Genomic DNA, 18103 nt, shown 5'->3' with positions numbered 1-18103 from the left:
TTAAGTCCCAACGCTTTCACTCCGTTGTTAAGTATACACTAAGAATACAGTTCAAGGGCCTCACTCACCCGCTCCCGAATTTTGGCGCGAAGTTCCGGCGGTTCTAAAACCTCAGCGGAAGAACCAAACCCTAAGAGCCATGTTATAAATTCATTTTCACCGATAATTAAATCCTCCATGATCCATGTGTTCTCTTGCTCTTGTTTGATCACGCAAGAAGATCGATGGGCGACATCCTTTTTAAGTTTAACCAAAGTATGTGACCGATCATAAAACCGAACTTTTACAGTCATAGGGTCCCCAAACTCCATTCCCCAACGCGGAGCCAGCCATGTATTAAGATTAAAACCCTCAGGACGTTCAAATCCTTCATTAAGCCTGGATATCTCTTTCATTTTAAGTAAATGATAGCTTTTGATAATCTGATCATGCCGTGCTGTAAGATACCAGCATCTTAAGCGGGAATAATAAACAAGCCCTAAGGGCTCAACCACTACGCTTTTTTCACCATATGTAAACCGGATTTTTTGCTTTTGCAGAATTGCGTTTTTTAAAGGCAAAAAAAGCTCAGGCGTAATCAATTCCAAAGGTGTCAAATTTCCTTTTATCAAACGATAGTTCCCTTCCCCCTCAAAATTAAGGGATGCCAGAAGTTTTTGCTTCAATATTTCCTTTTCCGTGCTCTCCGCCGCAAGCAGATTCAAAGTATCCACTATTGCCAAAGCTTCCCCAATATTGATATGAAAGAGTGATTTATGGGAATTGGATTGGAGCAAATACCATTTCACATGAGGTTCAAAAAGCGTGTTTTCATGATCAAAACGCCCATCATCTCCTTGCTCATCATGATCGGTATAGATCGGCAGCCGAACTTCAAGGGAAGTCAGCATGGTGCGTAAATCCTGTTGAATTGTGGACAGTGGAACTGTACACGCTTTAGCTAAATCAGCCACAGAAATGCCCTGTGCAGAATGAGCGCTCAGCAATGCTATTATTTTTTCAATGCGTTCCACTGAAGTCATTTTGCTCCTCCTTTGAATACATTTCAAGCATCCGGGCCCATTCCCCGCGCATTTTATCCCGTAATTCCGGCGGCTCTAAAACTTCGGCACTGCTCCCGAATCCCCTCAGCCAAACCGCAATCTCCTCGATTCCATCAACATCTTCCGTAAGGATCAGGCCATCCTCATCCTCTTCAATTGAGCAGTGTTCCCGGTCCCGCAATTCTTCACGAACCCTCTGAAGCGTGGCATACTTCCGGTAGAATCGGACTTTGACTTTTGTCGGGGCACTGCACCGATAAATTCCCCAACTGGATTCGTAATACGCTTTTAAATCGAAATCTGTTTTGCGCTCAAAATATTCTTCTTCGAGGTCAAGGTGCAGTATTTGGTCGACGACGTAGGTTCGTATTCCGTTCTTTGATTCCGCTGTCAAATACCATTTATCCAAAACCCAGTAATAAACTATACCTAATGGATGAAGTTTTATTTCCCGGGCTGCATCTTCGCGCTCGCGTCGATAAAGAATTCGAATGACCCGGTGGGCCCGGGCAGCTTGCTCCAGTGCATTACAAATATGAATTCTACGCATATTATGACTTGGCGTGCGGCCTTGCACAAAAACGGTCTCCATTTCTTCATCTTGGGGAAGGGACACATTTAACTTTGCTTCTAAGGCAGGAATAATTCCGGGCAGGGGGCTTAACGCTTTTGTCAGCTTCAATGCTTCATAAAAAATCTGTTTTTCACGTTCATTAAGCTGCAAAGGAGGTAAAATTCCCGTTGGATTTAAGCGGTATTCATTTCCTTGACGAGTAACCAACCCTTTAACGACCAAATCCTTAACCATTCGTTCCACTGTTTTTTCCCCGGTCTCGCCTTCCGCTCCGGAATGAATCCGCTTCTCTATTTCTGTGATGCTCAAACCTTTCCTGAATCGTTGCAAAAGCTCTAAAATCTCCATCTGGCGCAGTGCCGCATCCTTAAGCGGAATCAGTTCATTCCAGCCGGGGCTGCCTAGAAAAAGTCCTTTTTCATTATCTTCCGCAAACACATATTCTTTCTGGTTAAGCTCTTCGATATCGCGGTTTAGCGTAGCTTCACCCGTCATAAATCGCTGGGCAAGATCTTTTCGCGTATGCTGCCAAGGTTCTTTCGCAATGAGTTTAATCAGCTCTGTTTGACGCTTTAATTTATTCAAGGCGATTCCCTCATTCCCCATAATCATCTCGGGAGGTATAAAATGGATTTAGAAACTCACATACAAAAACCGATGATTTCCTTAAAGTTTACACCGGAGGCCAAAGACTTTTTGTTTCAGAAGAAGGTGGATTCGATACACATCATCTCCATGGATCTTGATGCATGTTGTATTCCCGTCGTTTCCCCTCCTGCAGTGCGCCGGGGCGCTCCGCATAACTCGGAAAGATTTATCACCATGGATGCAGACGGGATAACCGTCTACTATGATCGTTGCCTTCCAAAACGTGCGGAAATCATAATCGAGCTTTCAGTGGTAGGTTTTTTCAAAAACTTACGGGTTGCTAATTGGCGCATTAAATTCTAAACCTAAATCTTAGTTTATCAAAAAAGTCAAACTCTTACAAAATAAATAAGGCACTTAGGTCAAATTGAAAACCTAAGTGCCCTTCTATTATGATTCATTATTCCAATACCTGAAGGCTTATCTTATAGTCATAAATAAGCTGATTATACAGACCATTGGCTGCTCCCTTTATCATCAACTTTCGAGAGCGGTCGATAAGCGATTGATGAATTTCCTCTCTCCGCGCCAAAAAACGAAGGATCTTCTGAATTTCCGGATCTTCTGTTCTGTCTATACTTTTTTCATAAAAGATTTGGGATCTTAACTCTAAATCCATATCGCTTTTTAAAAGCTTAAGGGAATCTGTACCCTGCTCTATATATTCCAACTTCCAAGCTTCTCCGCGTCTATTGACATAATACCCCAATTCTCCACCCAGCTTGTGGATCAATGTGCTCAATACTTCAAGGTGAGCAAGCTCTTCCGCAATAATAAGCCCATATAATTCACGCACATAACGGTTTGAAATATTGGTCTGATGGCTTAAGTACTGCGTTATTTGGCTTAGTTCACCATCCCGCCCGGCATAATGTTCAAGAAGAAATTGAGCAAACTTGGGATCGGGCCTAGCAACATGAATGGGATAGAAAAAACGTTTTCGGTAATTATACATGCCGAATCCCTCCCTTAGTTCGCCATCCTGCCTACATTATATGAAGGGCAATAGAAAAGCGCCACCTCAATCTCACTGTTCAGTGAAAATCAGTGGCGCTCTATATTTACTGTTATTAACTCAACTTTCGCACCCCGGATGTGCGATAAGGCCTCGATATAACTTCGTGCTCTAAATTTCCTTACAAGTGTTTATTATCTAAAACAAGGAATCATTCTCCCCAATCATGTATCAGCCACGAAGATTTTTCTGTTTCTTTAATTAAAATATAATCCCAGTCTTTCTTGTCAGCTCCTTCGGTAAAAGTTACATGAAGACACATAGATTTATATGGATCTTTTCCGTAATTGGATTTATAACTACTTGGAGGAATATTTGCATTAAGGTATTTACCTGGATACTCAATAGTATCAATTTCAAGGGTAGTACCAAGGTTGTCTTTATGATAAACTCCTTGCTGATATTTCGACAACGTTCTATTCAAATTCTCCAAATTCCTGCTTTTTAAGGCATTATAGTAATCTCTAATCACTTGTTTTCCTTCATTAATATCTTCCATTGTGATTTTTTGACTAGGAACAGGTGTCGTAGGCGATGACCCATTTATATTTTCAGTATTTCTTTGAAATCGAGAACATCCAATTACGCTAAAAGATCCAATCAGCAACATGAATAAAATAAATAATAGACTTTTTCTAATTATTATCACCCCTTTCAAGAAAATAAAAAACAAAACAGAATTACGAACATATTAATATTAAAGTTTCGCACCCCAAAAGTCCTTTTTAGTTAGACCTTTTGAGAAGCTACTTGTAATCTGTTTCTGTATTTTTTACCGCTTAACTGACTCTATCGAGGGATTTTAGCTGATTAGTTAAAAAGGAATTCTCGAAAAGTCCTTTTATGTACTGATATTCCACGGAATCTTTAAATTCCAAAACGTTAACCATGCCTGACTCAGCAATGCTGGCAATCACCACTTGCAGCAACTCCTCAAATAATTCCCAGAGGCGTTCCGCCAGGTTCTTTTCGATCAGTTCATCCTTGATTTCAACAAATAACCCATCCAAGGATTCGTAAGCATTTATTCTACGAAAATAGGAGAGCAGGATATAGAGAAGATAGCAGGTTGTCACATGAGCAATCTGTGCATCAAAGTCCCGAGACTAGCAAGTCCTTAATTTTAGGTATTGTTTCGCTTCCTTAAAAAATACTTCGATGCCAACGGATGCTATAAATCTCCATCATGCTCAAAAAGCTAAGAGATGTTTCCATCGAAAGAAATAGCCGCCATTCTTTTTGATAGGGAAAACGGCAAAAATACAGTTTGACTTCCCCAATCTCTTCGTAATTCACAAGGACTTCAAAGTAACGAGTATTGCGCTTACGGCATCGTTTTTCTTTGCTCTCGTTTTTTAATGTTACGAGAAGCTGCTTGGCATTCATGGAGTTCCCTTGTTAGATATAATTTCGCTTGTCTTTCCGGACTCCACAGATAATGTGCATTGGCTTTTTGCCCATTCCACGGACGGTTTGAATAAATCCTTTGCTACTGAACCAACTATCCACTAGGACATAGTTGGCCCGGAGCCCTTTCCTATAGGCCCTCTTTAGCATGTTAAGGCCATTTGTAATTTTATCAGTGTGACATTCCCGGACTCGTTTCGCCCCAGCGGATTGGGGAGTCCGTTGTTTGCGATACTGTTCTCTACGGTGTCTGGCCTTCTTTAACCGTTTTTCTGCATGGAGGCTGAAATCTAGAGGGTTAAAGCTTTTACCGTCAAATAAGCCGAGGGTTAGGTTCTTAAAGCCCAACTTGCTTCCCTGTTTTCCCGAAACATGATCGTGTACTAAAGAAATCTGCTCAATTTTTCGGCCGGTTTTGGCTTCCGTTGTATCATCCAGTATGAAAGCTGAATGAGCTTCAATTTTCTTCTCAGAGTTTACTAAACACTGAAATTGTTTCGCAACGGCCAGTAATAACGCCCTCCACGGCATTCTTTCATTGTTTTTCAAACGATAGAGATTGTCCTTTTTCATAGCTGATACGTGTTGAAACCCACTTTTGTAGAAAGCATTAACACTTTTCAATAGCATCAGTGGAAGCATAAGCATGAGATTAACTATCTCAGAAGCGCTATAGCCCTCCTGTTTTTGAAATCCAACCTTGCGGCAAATGGTTTTGAACTTGAAGGTCTTCATCACATTTAATATAATAGTGTCAATCGAATAGCCATGAGTATGAAGGACGTTTTCAATTTCTTTGATAGACTTCCGCATGATTACACCTCGTTTTTTGGTTGATTTGGCTGATACTTAATTATACCAAAAACCCTGTGTTCATGCGGATTTTCATTGTTTTTAAACTAAGTTTTTGCCCGTTTTATCGGGTGCGAAACTTAAGTTAATATGTTCGTAATTCCATTTTGTTATTAATTAGCTGCTAAAAGTGGCACTATTAAAAGACATTTTTCTTAAATAACAACTATTCCCACCACTTGATGTAATGAGTTCCCAGAGATTTCTATTGTACAAATCACCCGAGTGTTGAGATACCAACACTTCGTAATAATACTGCGTCGAAGAATCTAAACTATACGTGACAAATACAGAATGAGTATAATCGCCAGTGCTACCGGCTCTCTTTTGTATTACGTCTCCATAATATATGCTACTCGGAGAAAGGTTATAATAAGGTTGATCATTATTTGTTCCTGTTGCTTTTGGACCATTTCCAGTATTTGTAGTAGCATAGTTCCAAAGATTCATAACACTTTCCCAATTAGGTACACCTCCACCAGTACCAGCTTGCCATATATTGTTAACCATTCTTACCCTATTGTTAATATTGTTTCTGGTTTGTTATAAGAGCCTCGGAATTAAACCTCCAGCCTCGTTATAAATTATCGGGAATTTAGGATATATAATAAATCTGGTACTGCCTAGATTATCGACAGTGCAGAAACTACATTCGATTTTGATGATACTGCAGATAGATACGGAAAAGCCTCACGTCTCAAAAAAGAACGTGAGACTTTTTGTGTTCTGCAACTCATGAAAGAAATACTAAATCTTGGATAAAATGCCTCAAGCCACCATAACTGAATAGACAAATGCCAATACAACCATTGCCTAATAACCCGAGGCAAAACTGTAGAAAGTCCAGAAAAGCCTTGTAAAGGTGAGAGGAGAAACATGCTAAGTACATCCTAAGGGCTATTATTATCAAGGATTCCGCATGCTTACTCTTGGTTGGAATAGTTGGTTTACTTACGCTCCCTTAATTAAAGCGATTACCCGGCGCGGCTTGGATGTCATCGGTATGGTTAAAGCGACCAATCAACGTTATTTACATAACGGTAAGGCGATTTTGGCTCTGAAACGAGTTCACTTTAAGCCTTTTATCCCGATATCACGTCGATATTGTGCTTGCGGAAAGTCGATTTGCTCGACAAGATGATACGCAGCCTGGCGAGCTTTAGTTAAATCTTCTGCCTTGGCACTCACGCCCAGTACTCTCCCCCCGGCGTTAACCAGCTGTCCCTCGTTCGCAGCCGCGGTTCCGGCATGAAAAATCGCCTTATTATGTTGCTCAAAGGAAGGCAAATGAATGGGAATTCCTTTCGTATAGGCTTGGGGGTATCCGGGCGAAGCCAACACAACACACACAGCCGTATCCTTGCTCCATTCCAATTGGATATCTTGGAGTGTCCCTTCCGTGCATGCCCAAAGAACAGGCAGAAGATCTGATTTCATTCTCAGCATCACCACTTGGGTCTCCGGATCTCCAAAACGGGCATTAAATTCAAGCACTTTAGGTCCTTCGGGAGTAAACATAAGCCCTACAAAAAGTACGCCTTGAAACATTTCATCGCGTTCTTGCATAACCTCAAGTGTTGGGCGGACAACCTCTTGCATAATTTGTGCCTCGACTTCGGGGGTCCAGAAGGGCGGCGGACTATAGGTTCCCATTCCACCCGTATTGAGTCCCTGATCCCCATCTAAAGCCCGTTTATGATCTTGTACAGGTACCATGGGCAGAGCGGTTTTTCCATCCGTAAAGCAAAGCAAGCTAACTTCCTGTCCTGTTAAATATTCCTCGACAACCAGCGTTTTTCCCGAAGCCTTGAAGGCCCCTTCCATAATTTCATCCACAGCCTCTAACGCTGTATCCTGATCCTCCGCTATAATTACGCCTTTACCTGCCGCTAAACCGTCCGCTTTTAAAACACAAGGCGCTCCAATTTGCCGAATATAAGCTTTCGCCTTTTGGGCGTCCTGAAAAACTTCCCAGCCCGCTGTTGGGACGTTTGCTTTATGCATAATTTCCTTGGCAAAGGACTTGCTGCCCTCTAAACGGGCCGCTGCACGGCTTGGACCAAAGATTCTCAGCCCCTTCTTTTGAAACGCATCAACGATCCCCAGCGTCAACGGCTCTTCCGGTCCAACCACCGTTAAATCGATTGCTTTTTCTTCGGCAAACGCTAACAAAGCGGGAATGTCATTCGCTTTAATATTAACATTCCATCCCAACGTCCCCGCATTACCCGGTGCAACATAAATCTGCTCCACATCGGGACTTTGAGCAAGCTTCCAAGCCAGAGCATGTTCTCTGCCGCCGCTGCCTACGACTAAGATCTTCTTGCCGATATCAGACACCCTCCTTCTTTAAAATTACTAGCGCTTTAATGTTGGAAATGTCGCCGATGGGTATACACCATGATCAGGTTTAGACGATTGGCAACTTCGAGTACCTCTTGATCCCGAATTGAACCTCCGGGCTGAACGACGGCACGAATACCGGCTTTAGCCGCTTCTTCCAAAGAATCCGGGAATGGGAAAAAGGCATCGGAAGCAAGATAAGAACCCTGTGCTTTTTCTCCGGCCTGTTCCATCGCGATTTTTACGGAACCGACCCGATTCATCTGCCCGGCTCCTACGCCAAGAGTTTGGCCGTTTTTCGTTAGGACAATAGCATTGGACTTGACATGTTTAACGACTTGCCAAGCAAATTCAAGCTCAAGTAAATCCTCAGCCGTCGGTTTTTGCTCGGTAACAACCTCCCATTCCGGAGTAGGGGTTGTCCCTAAATCTTCTTCCTGAACCAGCAATCCCCCTTGAATTGTGCGGATTTTCCATCCCTTTTCGGTGGTTGCTTTAGATCCTTTCGCTTTTCCGATAACGACAAGTCGAAGATTCTTTTTATTCTTAAATATCTCTTTTGCTTCCGGGCTGAACTCCGGAGCCACAATAACCTCATAGAAACGTTCATGGACAAGTTGAGCACACTCGGCGTCAACCACGCGATTGAAAGCTAAAATTCCGCCATAAGCTGACACCGGATCAGCTTCCAGGGCCCGTTCATAGGATTCCAGCGGGGTTTTGCCAATCGCTGTTCCACAAGGATTTGTATGTTTAATAATGACACAAGCGGGTTCATTAAACTCTTGTACGAGTGACCAGGCAGCCTCCATATCAACCCAGTTGTTATAAGAAAGTTCCTTGCCTTGAAGCTGGACTCCACCAGCCAAAGTTCCTTCGGAATCGGCATTACGGTAGAAAGCGGCCTTTTGCTGCGGATTTTCTCCGTAACGCAGTTCTTGAGCCTTCTCAACTGCAAATCTCAGGGTTTGAGGAAAGACACTGGTCTCACCCTTTTCTTGAGATTGTTGCTTTTCAAGATAATCAGCAATCGCTTTATCATAATCTGCCGTATGTGCAAAAGCTTCCGTCGCGAGCCGCTTACGCAGCGCATAAGGAATCTCGCCCTCTTGGCGCAAGGTTTCCAAAACTTCCGAATAACGCTTTGGATTGACGACAATCGCAACCCGTTCCTGATTTTTGGCAGCGGCACGAACCATTGTCGGTCCGCCGATATCGATATTTTCTATCGCATCTTCAAAGGTGACATCGGGTTTGGCAATCGTTTCCCTGAAAGGATAAAGATTGACGACCACGAGATCAATAAGGCCAATCCCATTCTCTTCTAATTGTTTATGGTGCTCCGCAGTATCCCGAGCTAAAATTCCGGCATGAATATTCGGATGAAGTGTCTTGACCCGACCATCAAGGATCTCCGGAAAGCCTGTTATTTCAGTGACATAACGTACGGGGATACCCGCTTCTTTCAACGTCTTGAACGTGCCTCCCGTCGATATGATCTCATAGCCAAGTTCTGTTAATCCTTTTCCGAGTTCAATAATCCCTGTTTTATCGGAAACACTAATTACCGCACGTTTCATTATTATTCCTTCCCCCGCAATTTCAAATATTTTACTTCTTTTTATCGTACTTGATTTGACCGGCAGTTATAAGCCGAAGCGCTTCCGGGTAAAGTTTATGTTCAACCTTCAAGATTCTTTCGGCTAAAGTCTCTTCCGTATCGCCCGGTTCAACGGGAACCGCTTCTTGCAATATAATGGGTCCGCTGTCTAAACCTTCATCCACAAAATGAACGGTACATCCCGAAACCTTGACCCCATACTCAAGAGCCTGCCGTTGGGCATGAAGGCCCGGGAAAGAAGGAAGCAAAGAAGGATGAATATTTAAAACCGGACAATTCAGTTCCTTGAGAAAGTGAGGACTTAGAACCCGCATAAACCCTGCGAGAACCAAAAGGTCTACTCCGCTTTCTTGCAGCCATTCCAGAATCGCCTGTTCTTGCTCTTTCCTTGAGGAATAATCCTTCAGCGGAAAAGCACGCTGGGGAATATGGGCATCTTCGGCTCGCTTCAAGGCCATCGCATCAGCATGATCTGAGCCTACTGCAACAAACTCAGCGGAGAATCTTCCCTCTTGCCAGGCTTTAATCAGCGCCTGGAGATTGCTTCCCCGGCCTGAAGCTAAAACTCCGATTTTCACACGTATTCGACCCCTTTCCCAGGGATCACTTCCCCAATTACATAGCTCTTTTCTCCCAAGCTTTGAAGTTGATCCTGAACCGACTCAACCTGATCCGGATGAACGATCAAGACAAAGCCGATTCCCATATTGAATGTCCGCCGCATTTCTGCATCTTCAACTTCACCCAAGCGTTGAAGAAGCGTAAACAGGGCCGGGACATTCCAGGAAGAAGTATTGATCCGTAAACCCAATCCTTCGGAAAGCACACGAGGGATATTTTCCGTCAATCCGCCGCCGGTAATATGGGCCATACCGAGAATCTGCTGTTTAGCAAGAAGCTGCAAAACAGTCTTGACATAAATCCGCGTCGGTCGAAGAAGCGCTTCACCCAAAGGTTCCCCCAGCTCCGGGAAAACCGTATCCATAGCATAAGGAGCAAAAACCTTGCGAATTAAAGAGTAGCCATTGCTATGAAACCCTGAGGAAGGAAGTCCGATCAAAACATCCCCTGCCTGTATCTTTGATCCGTCAATCAAATCTTCACGGTTAACAGCGCCTACCGAAAAACCGGCGATATCGTACTCATCTTCAGGATAAAAGCCCGGCATTTCAGCCGTTTCGCCGCCGATCAAGGCGCATCCCGCTAATTCACAGCCTTTAGCAACCCCGCTCACTATATTGGCAACACGCTCCGGATCGAGTTTGCCGACCGCCAAATAATCCAGGAAGAAAAGCGGCTCCGCACCTTGTACCAAAATATCATTAACACACATTGCCACTGCATCCTGCCCAATCGTATCATGACGATCCAGTTGAAATGCCAGTCTTAGTTTTGTTCCAACCCCATCCGTTCCCGAAACCAAAACCGGGTTTGAAAATTTCTTAAGATCTAGGGCAAACAGCCCTCCAAAACCGCCTAATCCCCCTAAAACCTCCGGGCGCATCGTTCGTTTAACCACAGGTTTCATTAACTCAACTGCAGTACCTCCTGCCTCAATATCCACCCCGGAATCGCGGTAGGTATAACCCATTCCAAGTTCCTCCTTCGAAGCTCCAATTTTAATAGACTTCTAAATTAAGTTTGCCGCTCCTCTCGGAGGGAACGGAAGCCGGATAATCGCCATTAAAGCACGCTAAACAAACCGAAGTTCCTCCTAGAGCCCGAATCAACCCTTCGGGAGTAAGATAATGCAGGGAATCTGCTCCGATAAACTCCCGAATGCCTTCATTGTCAAGTTGAGTCGCAATCAATTTTTCACGTTCAGCCGTGTCAATCCCGTAATAACAGGGGTAGGTTACCGGGGGTGAACTAATTAAGAGGTGTACCTCAGTAGCTCCTGCTTTGCGAACTAAATCGACAAGCCTTGAGCTCGTTGTTCCACGGACAATCGAATCATCAATCATGATAACCCGTTTTCCCTTTAAAATGCCGGCATTGGCATTCAGTTTGAGACGTACTGCTATTTCCCGCATTTCTTGTGTGGGTTGAATAAATGTCCGGCCAACATAACGGTTTTTGAGAAGTCCCTGTTGGAACGGAATGTCCGATTCCTCCGAATAACCCAGAGCAGCTGCCATTCCCGAATCCGGAACGGGAATGACAATGTCCGCATCGACGGGGAACTCCCGCGCTAATTCAATACCCATCCGTCTTCTGCTTTCCGTGACATTGATCTGATCAATCGTGCTGTCCGGCCTGGCGAAATAGATATATTCAAAGGAGCATCCGGCAAATTTTCGAGCAGGCAGTCCTTGCCGCGCATGTAAACCTTCTTCATCAATCGTAATGATTTCACCGGGTTTAACATCGCGGACAAATTCAGCCCCAATCGTATCTAAAGCACAGCTTTCCGACGCTAAACAGTACCGACCTCCCACCTGGCCGATACAAAGCGGTCTCAATCCATAGGGATCGCGTACTCCAACGAGTTTATTTTCAGCAAGGATTACTAAGGCGTATGCTCCCTGCAGGTCCAGCATGGTTTTTATGATGGAGTCCTCTAAATTTCCGCGGCGATAGCGGGCAATCAACTTTACGATAATTTCACTGTCGATGGTCGTTTGAAAAACAACGCCATCTTTCCCCAGTTCTTCCCGCAATTCAAGCGCATTGGTCAAATTGCCATTGTGAGCTAAGGCCATCATGCCTTGTTGATAATAAACAACCAGAGGCTGAGCATTCGCAACCAAGCTCGAACCGGTTGTCGAATAGCGAACATGTCCGATTGCCATTTTCCCGCTCAAATTCTCAATCTGATGCGCCGAGAAAACTTCGGAGACGAGTCCCATCCCTTTGTACACATCGATTTTACGGCCATTAGACACGGCAATGCCCGCACTTTCTTGACCTCTATGCTGCAATGCATACAGTGCATAATAAGTGAGTCGGGCTACCTCCAACTCAGGCGCATAAATACCAAAAACTCCGCACTCTTCCTTTGGTTTGTCATCTCCCGGTTCCCGCACGCCAAAACCCCCTTAATCCCATTGCATACTTGTTAAGCTTAAACGAGAACCCCGCTCACACGGCGGTAAACTTCGATATAGGCTTCTTCGACTTGGCCCAAATCACGACGGAAGCGGTCTTTATCCAGTTTTTCCTTCGTTTCTTTATCCCAGAAACGGCAAGTATCCGGTGAAATTTCATCGCCAAGGAGAATTTTCCCATCGGCAAGACCAAATTCGAGTTTGAAATCAACTAAAATGATATTCGCTTTGTCCATAATCTTTTGCAGCAATTCGTTGATTTTAAGTCCATAAGCCTGCACTTCTGCCAATTGCTCGGAAGTGGCCCATCCCATGGCCAAAGCATGAGACTCATTGACAAATGGATCTCCGAGAGCATCATCTTTATAATAGAGTTCGACTACAGGGCGTGAAAGAACTAAACCTTCCTCAGCGCCTAAACGTTTAGCCAAACTTCCGGCCGCAATATTACGAACCACAACTTCTAAAGGCAGCATTTGAAGTTTTTTTACAAGCATCTCACGATCGTTAAGTAATTCAATAAAATGGGTGGGTATACCGGCTTTTTCTAATTCTTTAAATAAGAGAGCCGAAAGCTTATTATTGATAACGCCTTTTTCTTCGATTTGGCCCTTTTTCTCACCATTAAATGCTGTGGCATCATCTTTATATTGGACAAGATATTGATCGGCTTGGTCTGTGATAAATACTCTTTTTGCTTTTCCCTCATATAACATTTCCCGTTTTTCCATTGTTATTATTCTCCTTTCAAATTCGCAAGTTAGAGAAGCCCGACGCGTTTGAAAATTGTATCAACATGTTTCGTATGATAAGAGTAATCAAACAGGTCTGCAATCTCTTGATCAGTCAGGTATTGCTCGATCTCCGGATCATTGGAAACTAAATTTATAAAGGGTTCTTTTGTTTCCCAGGCTTGTAAAGCATTACGCTGCACCCAGGCATAAGCCGTTTCCCTGCTCATTCCTTTTTCAATAAGAGCCAACATTACGCGTTGGGAGAAAATAAGACCGACAACCTTTTCGACATTAGCCAGCATTTGATCAGGGAATACTCGCAAACCTTCAATTAGTCCCGTCATCTTCTGGAGCATATAGTCAAGGGCAATCGTGCTGTCCGGAAGAATCACGCGTTCGGCGGAGGAATGAGAAATATCCCGTTCATGCCAAAGGGCAACATTCTCCAGGGCTGTCTGTGCATTGCCGCGGATAACCCTGGCTAAGCCGCAAATCCGTTCTGCAGTAATCGGATTTTTCTTGTGAGGCATTGCTGAGGAACCTTTTTGTCCTTTGGCAAAGGGTTCTTCGACCTCATGAACATCTGTCCTTTGCAGATTTCTGATTTCAGTGGCTATTTTATCCAGGGTAGCAGCAATACCGGCTAAAGTCGTCACATAAAAGGCATGACGGTCGCGTTGTAAAACTTGCGTGGAAATCGGCGCCGGATTTAGACCCAGTGATTTACAAACCCATTCTTCGACTTCCGGTTCGACATTGGCAAACGTCCCCACTGCGCCGGAGATTTTACCGACCCTGATCTCCTCACGGGCAAACACCAAGCGTTTCCGTTGACGTTTTATTTCTTCATACCAGAGCGCAAATTTCAGTCCCATGGTGATCGGTTCCGCATGAATACCATGGGTCCTGCCCATCATCAAGGTATCCTTATGTTCCAAAGCCCGTTTAGCCAAAGCCGCTTCAAGCTTGTCCATTTTACCCAGAAGAATATCGCTTGCTTCAACCATTTGTAAAGAAAGTGCGGTATCCAGAACATCAGAGGAAGTCAGTCCCAGATGGACGTATTTTGCCTCATCTCCTATGTTCTCTGCCATATTTGTCAAAAAGGCAAGAACATCATGATGTGTCGTCAATTCAATTTCTTGAACCCTTTCCCATGAAAAAGCTGCTTTTTCACGGATAACCTTAACCGCTTCCTCCGGAATTCTTCCTAATTGGGCCCAACCTTCGCAAGCCGCGATTTCGATTTTCTTCCAGAGTTCCAGACGATGTTCATCTGTCCAAACTTGGCCCATTTCTGGGAGTGTATAACGTTCAATCACTTCTTAAAGCCCCTTCTTTTCATTTTCCTTATCATTACCCGAATAAGACACTTTCAAATATTATTTAATTTTTTCCTGGATAGCCTGATCTTTTGTCTCAATTTCCGCAGCCATCTTTTGGCGATACGCTTTAAGCGCCTCTTTCAAACGGGAATCAGTCTGTGCCAAGATTTGAATGGCTAGCAATCCCGCATTTTTCCCGGCATTAATCCCAACGGTAGCTACCGGTATTCCCGGGGGCATTTGCACAATTGCATAAAGTGCATCAACACCGTCAAGAGCCCCACTCTTAATCGGAAGCCCAATCACCGGTAACGTCGTAGCAGCAGCTACAACGCCGGGCAGATGAGCTGCCATTCCGGCGGCGGCAATTAAAACCCGGCCTCCTTGCCCTTCAAATGATTTAACCCAGTTTAAGGTTCTCTCTAAAGTTCGGTGAGCTGAAGAAACTTTGACTTCAAAAGGGACCTCAAATTCCTTAAGGACTTTAATAGTTGCTTCAACAACAGCAAAATCTGAATCGCTCCCCATGATAACGCCAACCGAGTTCATACCATCACTCCTTTAATGATAATAAAATAAGAAAGCCCAGCTGATAATTCCACAATACTTTTGAAAACAATGCTTTTCAAAAAAAGAGTGAGTGAAACTATCCGCCTGGGCTTTTATCCCTTCGGTGTAACCCGCATACAGGGGTTCTGTGCCGCTAGGTAAAGACTAAGGTTATACTTTCTGAGAGTATCATAAATCTTCTTGCCCTAGGCACACTTTCGCTCATAGTCAGGCTATTTACGGCAACCCGGTAGAAACTTGCGGACCATATCTCCGCGATTATATGAACGTATATGAAATTATGTGTTCAACTAACCTGAATTCATTCTATCCTAGATTAAGTTAAAGGTCAACGAAAAAATCGAACATTTTATATCTTTCTTGTTCTAATGTTCGAGATTTCCCGGGCGTTCAAATTATCAGAACATAGATTTAAAGTGCACTTCAAATGATGACCCTTCAGCACTCGATTTAATTTGAAGTTTGGCATTATGTCGTTCCACAATGCTATTGCAAACCACCAAGCCCAGTCCCGTTCCTGTTTCCTTTGTGGTAAAAAAGGGAGTCCCCAGTTTTTCTAATACTTCGGGAGGGATTCCTGAACCTTCATCTGCGACAAGGAGAATTACCTCGTCACCTTCTTGATAGGTCTTTATCGTTAAGCAGCCGCCCTCGGCCATAGCTTCTATCCCATTTCTCGAAAGATTTAATAAGACTTGATCAATTTCCTGTTCATTGAGTAATGTATCCGGAACTTTTCTAAGATCAATGAACAACTTCATATTCCGATGGATAACATCTGCTTCAAGGAGAGGCAGGATAGAAGTAACAACCTTCTCAAGATTTCCCCGCTCCATAACCGTCTCTTTATCTCGGCTGATCGATAAGAACTTCTCAATTATAGTATTTGCTCTGTCCGTTTCATTGATCATAATATTAAAGAATTCAACGCTATCGGGATGATTGGGTTTGTCTTTCAATAATTGGAGAAATCCTTTAATGGATGTCAGCGGATTTCGAACTTCATGAACAACTGTGGCGGTCATTTTATCGATTAAATTCAACCGTTCCAATTTCTGTATCGTTTGCATTGATTCTTCAAGTTTAGTCGTTCGTTCTTGAATAACATCTTCAAGATTATAGCAATATAATTTAATTTTTAAAAACACTTTTGAGAAATAAATGGATAAAAAGTTCCCTAAAATAACAGCTGAGGTTCCATAGATATAATGTGACCGAAGAACATAGATATCGTTTTGAGACATCGTTATATAGATTAAAAAAGCGATGTAGGATTGCCCATATATCAAAACCGAATATTTCGGACTTTGGTAGAAAAATGCAGCCAATAAAAAACACCAAATAATATACCCGCTGATTTGTCCATGAATATATTGATTCGTCCAGCCGGAAACCAATGCACCCATGTTAATGCCAAAAAGAAGAAAACTATAAATATAAAATTGCTGTATACGGCGATGCGTACTCATAATATTTTTAAGAAATATGTATCCTAAAATATAGCATATCATTCCGACCCCAAAGACAATATGATGGTAAAATAATAACTTATACCCGGGTTTACTTATCCATAACCCATTTTTAAAGTTTAGAAAATCAATAATAATTAATCCGAACGTAAATAACGCCAAAATAATAGAAAGTTTATAAACGGCTTTCGAATTATTAGTATTCAATTGATTCTGAGCTGTTGTTCTATATTTATCTAGACAATACTGATCTGTCTCCAAATTTTGTCCTCACCTCTTTAATCAAAATAAAAATAATTAAAAAACCAGAATCTCTAAAACGATTCTGGTCAAAGACCCTTGCAATTATCCTACCTGCAACATGCTCATTTTATTATTCGCAAACAAATTCATCTGCAGTGTAGAAACCAGTTACCGTTTCATGAGTTTGCTAGTCAAGGAAATAAGATACGTCCGCTATATATATTTAATCTTTTAATATATCTATTCTCTATTTTAAAAGGCTCTAATTATAATTTTCTTTTCTTAATAAATATTATAAAAAGCACAAGGTAGCAAGTCAACCGATTTCAAGAACTTTTTCGTTGAATTTGTGATATATTGTAATTTATTATCGAAATTGATCTCTAAATTAAAATAAATAAAAGGGATACACAATTCATCTTGTGATCCCTTTACTTACCTTATTATTCACATCTAAAACCCTTACCCACTGCCATATCTACGAATTCCTTCTTTGTACAATTAACTTTTACATTATAGTTATATAAATTTTTAAAGTGGGTATTTTTATTCTCCGTAATATTGACTTCCCATTGATAACCTGCCGTATCTGCAAACGTTAATAATCTCGCAAGATATTCCAGGCTAACGTTGACCAAGCCCTTTGGCGATACACACTCATCATGGCTTGTCGTAAAATTATTAATGATCTGAATCTCCGCATCCTCAGGTATACTACCGGCCTTCTCTTTATATTTTGCTAAAAGATCAGCAAATATTTCTTCATAACTCTCTTTTTCACGCTTACAAAGCTCTCTTATACCGCCATCTTTACCTGCTGAAGTAAATCTTTGAATGAGTTCTAATTCATGACATGTTACTGACATAAACATGACCTCCTTAATTCAGCAAATTTAAAAATAGATACACAAATTTTACAACCTTTATTACTAAAGTCACTGTTTTTGCTATTTCTACTACTACTGCTTCTGCTATTGTTCTTGTTATTTCTTTCACTTTTATAATATAATAAAACCTCTTTTTCGTCAAACTTTTTTGATATCTCTTTAAATCCGTCATCTGTCATTTATCCTTAATCGTTGCTTCTAGAATAGCTTTGCTTCAGCAGGTAACAAACACCCTGGCCCGTCATTTTTAGGCGAATTTACGAACTTTGAGACCTTATAAGCCTTCATTAAATCTGCAGGCACTCGCTAAACATTATGGGCAGCA

Annotated in this window: 19 protein-coding genes and 1 riboswitch; of the genes, 1 reads left to right on the top strand and 18 read right to left on the bottom strand. The window is 42.4% G+C overall.

The features are described 5' to 3' along the window. Positions 1 to 38: 38 nt before the first annotated feature. Both VB077_RS09935 and VB077_RS09930 read right to left on the bottom strand, forming a co-directional pair. Positions 39 to 1022 carry a helix-turn-helix transcriptional regulator gene (locus tag VB077_RS09935; RefSeq protein WP_323415068.1) on the bottom strand — a complete coding sequence of 328 codons (984 nt, stop codon included), beginning with the start codon at positions 1020 to 1022 and terminating at the stop codon, positions 39 to 41. Next, positions 1000 to 2202: a WYL domain-containing protein gene (locus VB077_RS09930; protein ID WP_323415067.1), complete on the bottom strand. Its 1203-nt coding sequence runs from the start codon at positions 2200 to 2202 to the stop codon at positions 1000 to 1002. The genes VB077_RS09935 and VB077_RS09930 overlap by 23 nt, the downstream gene beginning before the upstream one ends. Before the next feature lie 42 nt (positions 2203 to 2244). Here VB077_RS09930 and VB077_RS09925 point away from each other — a divergent pair, with 42 nt between their 5' ends. Then, complete coding sequence (locus VB077_RS09925; RefSeq protein WP_323415066.1) at positions 2245 to 2568, top strand: CC/Se motif family (seleno)protein; 324 nt, start codon at positions 2245 to 2247, stop codon at positions 2566 to 2568. A 97-nt stretch (positions 2569 to 2665) separates the two neighbouring features. Here VB077_RS09925 and VB077_RS09920 read toward each other — a convergent pair whose 3' ends face one another. From VB077_RS09920 to VB077_RS09845, 16 genes are all read right to left on the bottom strand, one after another. After that, the gene (locus VB077_RS09920) at positions 2666 to 3220 is read right to left on the bottom strand and encodes a manganese catalase family protein (RefSeq protein ID WP_323415065.1); all 555 of its coding nucleotides are present in this window, start codon (positions 3218 to 3220) and stop codon (positions 2666 to 2668) included. A 211-nt stretch (positions 3221 to 3431) separates the two neighbouring features. Next, positions 3432 to 3929 (bottom strand): DUF4829 domain-containing protein, encoded by a 498-nt coding sequence (locus VB077_RS09915; protein WP_323415064.1) that lies wholly within the window; start codon positions 3927 to 3929, stop codon positions 3432 to 3434. A gap of 130 nt (positions 3930 to 4059) precedes the next feature. Then, complete coding sequence (locus VB077_RS09910; RefSeq protein ID WP_323415063.1) at positions 4060 to 4356, bottom strand: hypothetical protein; 297 nt, start codon at positions 4354 to 4356, stop codon at positions 4060 to 4062. Between the two features lie 67 nt (positions 4357 to 4423). Then, complete coding sequence (locus tag VB077_RS09905; protein WP_323415062.1) at positions 4424 to 4666, bottom strand: hypothetical protein; 243 nt, start codon at positions 4664 to 4666, stop codon at positions 4424 to 4426. A gap of 12 nt (positions 4667 to 4678) precedes the next feature. Continuing rightward, the gene (locus VB077_RS09900) at positions 4679 to 5500 is read right to left on the bottom strand and encodes a transposase (protein ID WP_323415061.1); all 822 of its coding nucleotides are present in this window, start codon (positions 5498 to 5500) and stop codon (positions 4679 to 4681) included. A 156-nt stretch (positions 5501 to 5656) separates the two neighbouring features. Further along, complete coding sequence (locus VB077_RS09895; protein ID WP_323415060.1) at positions 5657 to 6049, bottom strand: amidase domain-containing protein; 393 nt, start codon at positions 6047 to 6049, stop codon at positions 5657 to 5659. Between the two features lie 558 nt (positions 6050 to 6607). Then, positions 6608 to 7870: a phosphoribosylamine--glycine ligase gene (gene purD, locus VB077_RS09890; RefSeq protein WP_323415133.1), complete on the bottom strand. Its 1263-nt coding sequence runs from the start codon at positions 7868 to 7870 to the stop codon at positions 6608 to 6610. Between the two features lie 35 nt (positions 7871 to 7905). Continuing rightward, positions 7906 to 9465: a bifunctional phosphoribosylaminoimidazolecarboxamide formyltransferase/IMP cyclohydrolase gene (purH, locus tag VB077_RS09885; RefSeq protein WP_323415132.1), complete on the bottom strand. Its 1560-nt coding sequence runs from the start codon at positions 9463 to 9465 to the stop codon at positions 7906 to 7908. A gap of 28 nt (positions 9466 to 9493) precedes the next feature. After that, positions 9494 to 10081 (bottom strand): phosphoribosylglycinamide formyltransferase, encoded by a 588-nt coding sequence (purN, locus tag VB077_RS09880; protein ID WP_323415059.1) that lies wholly within the window; start codon positions 10079 to 10081, stop codon positions 9494 to 9496. Beyond that, positions 10078 to 11094, bottom strand: coding sequence for a phosphoribosylformylglycinamidine cyclo-ligase (purM, locus tag VB077_RS09875; protein WP_323415058.1), 1017 nt, complete (start codon positions 11092 to 11094; stop codon positions 10078 to 10080). The genes purN and purM overlap by 4 nt, the downstream gene beginning before the upstream one ends. A 28-nt stretch (positions 11095 to 11122) precedes the next feature. After that, complete coding sequence (gene purF / locus VB077_RS09870; RefSeq protein ID WP_323415057.1) at positions 11123 to 12529, bottom strand: amidophosphoribosyltransferase; 1407 nt, start codon at positions 12527 to 12529, stop codon at positions 11123 to 11125. Between the two features lie 38 nt (positions 12530 to 12567). Then, entirely contained in the window at positions 12568 to 13281 is a 714-nt protein-coding gene (gene purC, locus VB077_RS09865; RefSeq protein WP_323415056.1) for a phosphoribosylaminoimidazolesuccinocarboxamide synthase, read from the bottom strand. 29 nt (positions 13282 to 13310) lie between these two features. Next, positions 13311 to 14606, bottom strand: coding sequence for an adenylosuccinate lyase (gene purB, locus VB077_RS09860; protein ID WP_323415055.1), 1296 nt, complete (start codon positions 14604 to 14606; stop codon positions 13311 to 13313). Positions 14607 to 14666: 60 nt separating this feature from the next. Beyond that, positions 14667 to 15158, bottom strand: a complete 492-nt coding sequence (gene purE, locus VB077_RS09855; protein ID WP_323415054.1) for a 5-(carboxyamino)imidazole ribonucleotide mutase — start codon at positions 15156 to 15158, stop codon at positions 14667 to 14669. 205 nt (positions 15159 to 15363) lie between these two features. Next, positions 15364 to 15465: riboswitch (purine riboswitch) on the bottom strand. 112 nt (positions 15466 to 15577) lie between these two features. Then, complete coding sequence (locus VB077_RS09850) at positions 15578 to 16909, bottom strand: ATP-binding protein (protein WP_323415053.1); 1332 nt, start codon at positions 16907 to 16909, stop codon at positions 15578 to 15580. Between the two features lie 425 nt (positions 16910 to 17334). Then, positions 17335 to 17757 carry a hypothetical protein gene (locus VB077_RS09845; protein ID WP_323415052.1) on the bottom strand — a complete coding sequence of 141 codons (423 nt, stop codon included), beginning with the start codon at positions 17755 to 17757 and terminating at the stop codon, positions 17335 to 17337. Between the last annotated feature and the right edge of the window lie 346 nt (positions 17758 to 18103).

Origin of the sequence: Desulfitobacterium sp., assembly GCF_034927245.1 — a bacterium.
In the GTDB taxonomy this organism is placed as follows: Bacteria; Bacillota; Desulfitobacteriia; order Desulfitobacteriales; family Desulfitobacteriaceae; genus Desulfitobacterium_A.
Note: the sequence above shows the minus strand (reverse complement) of the source record. Positions and strands in the feature narration are given on the sequence as shown.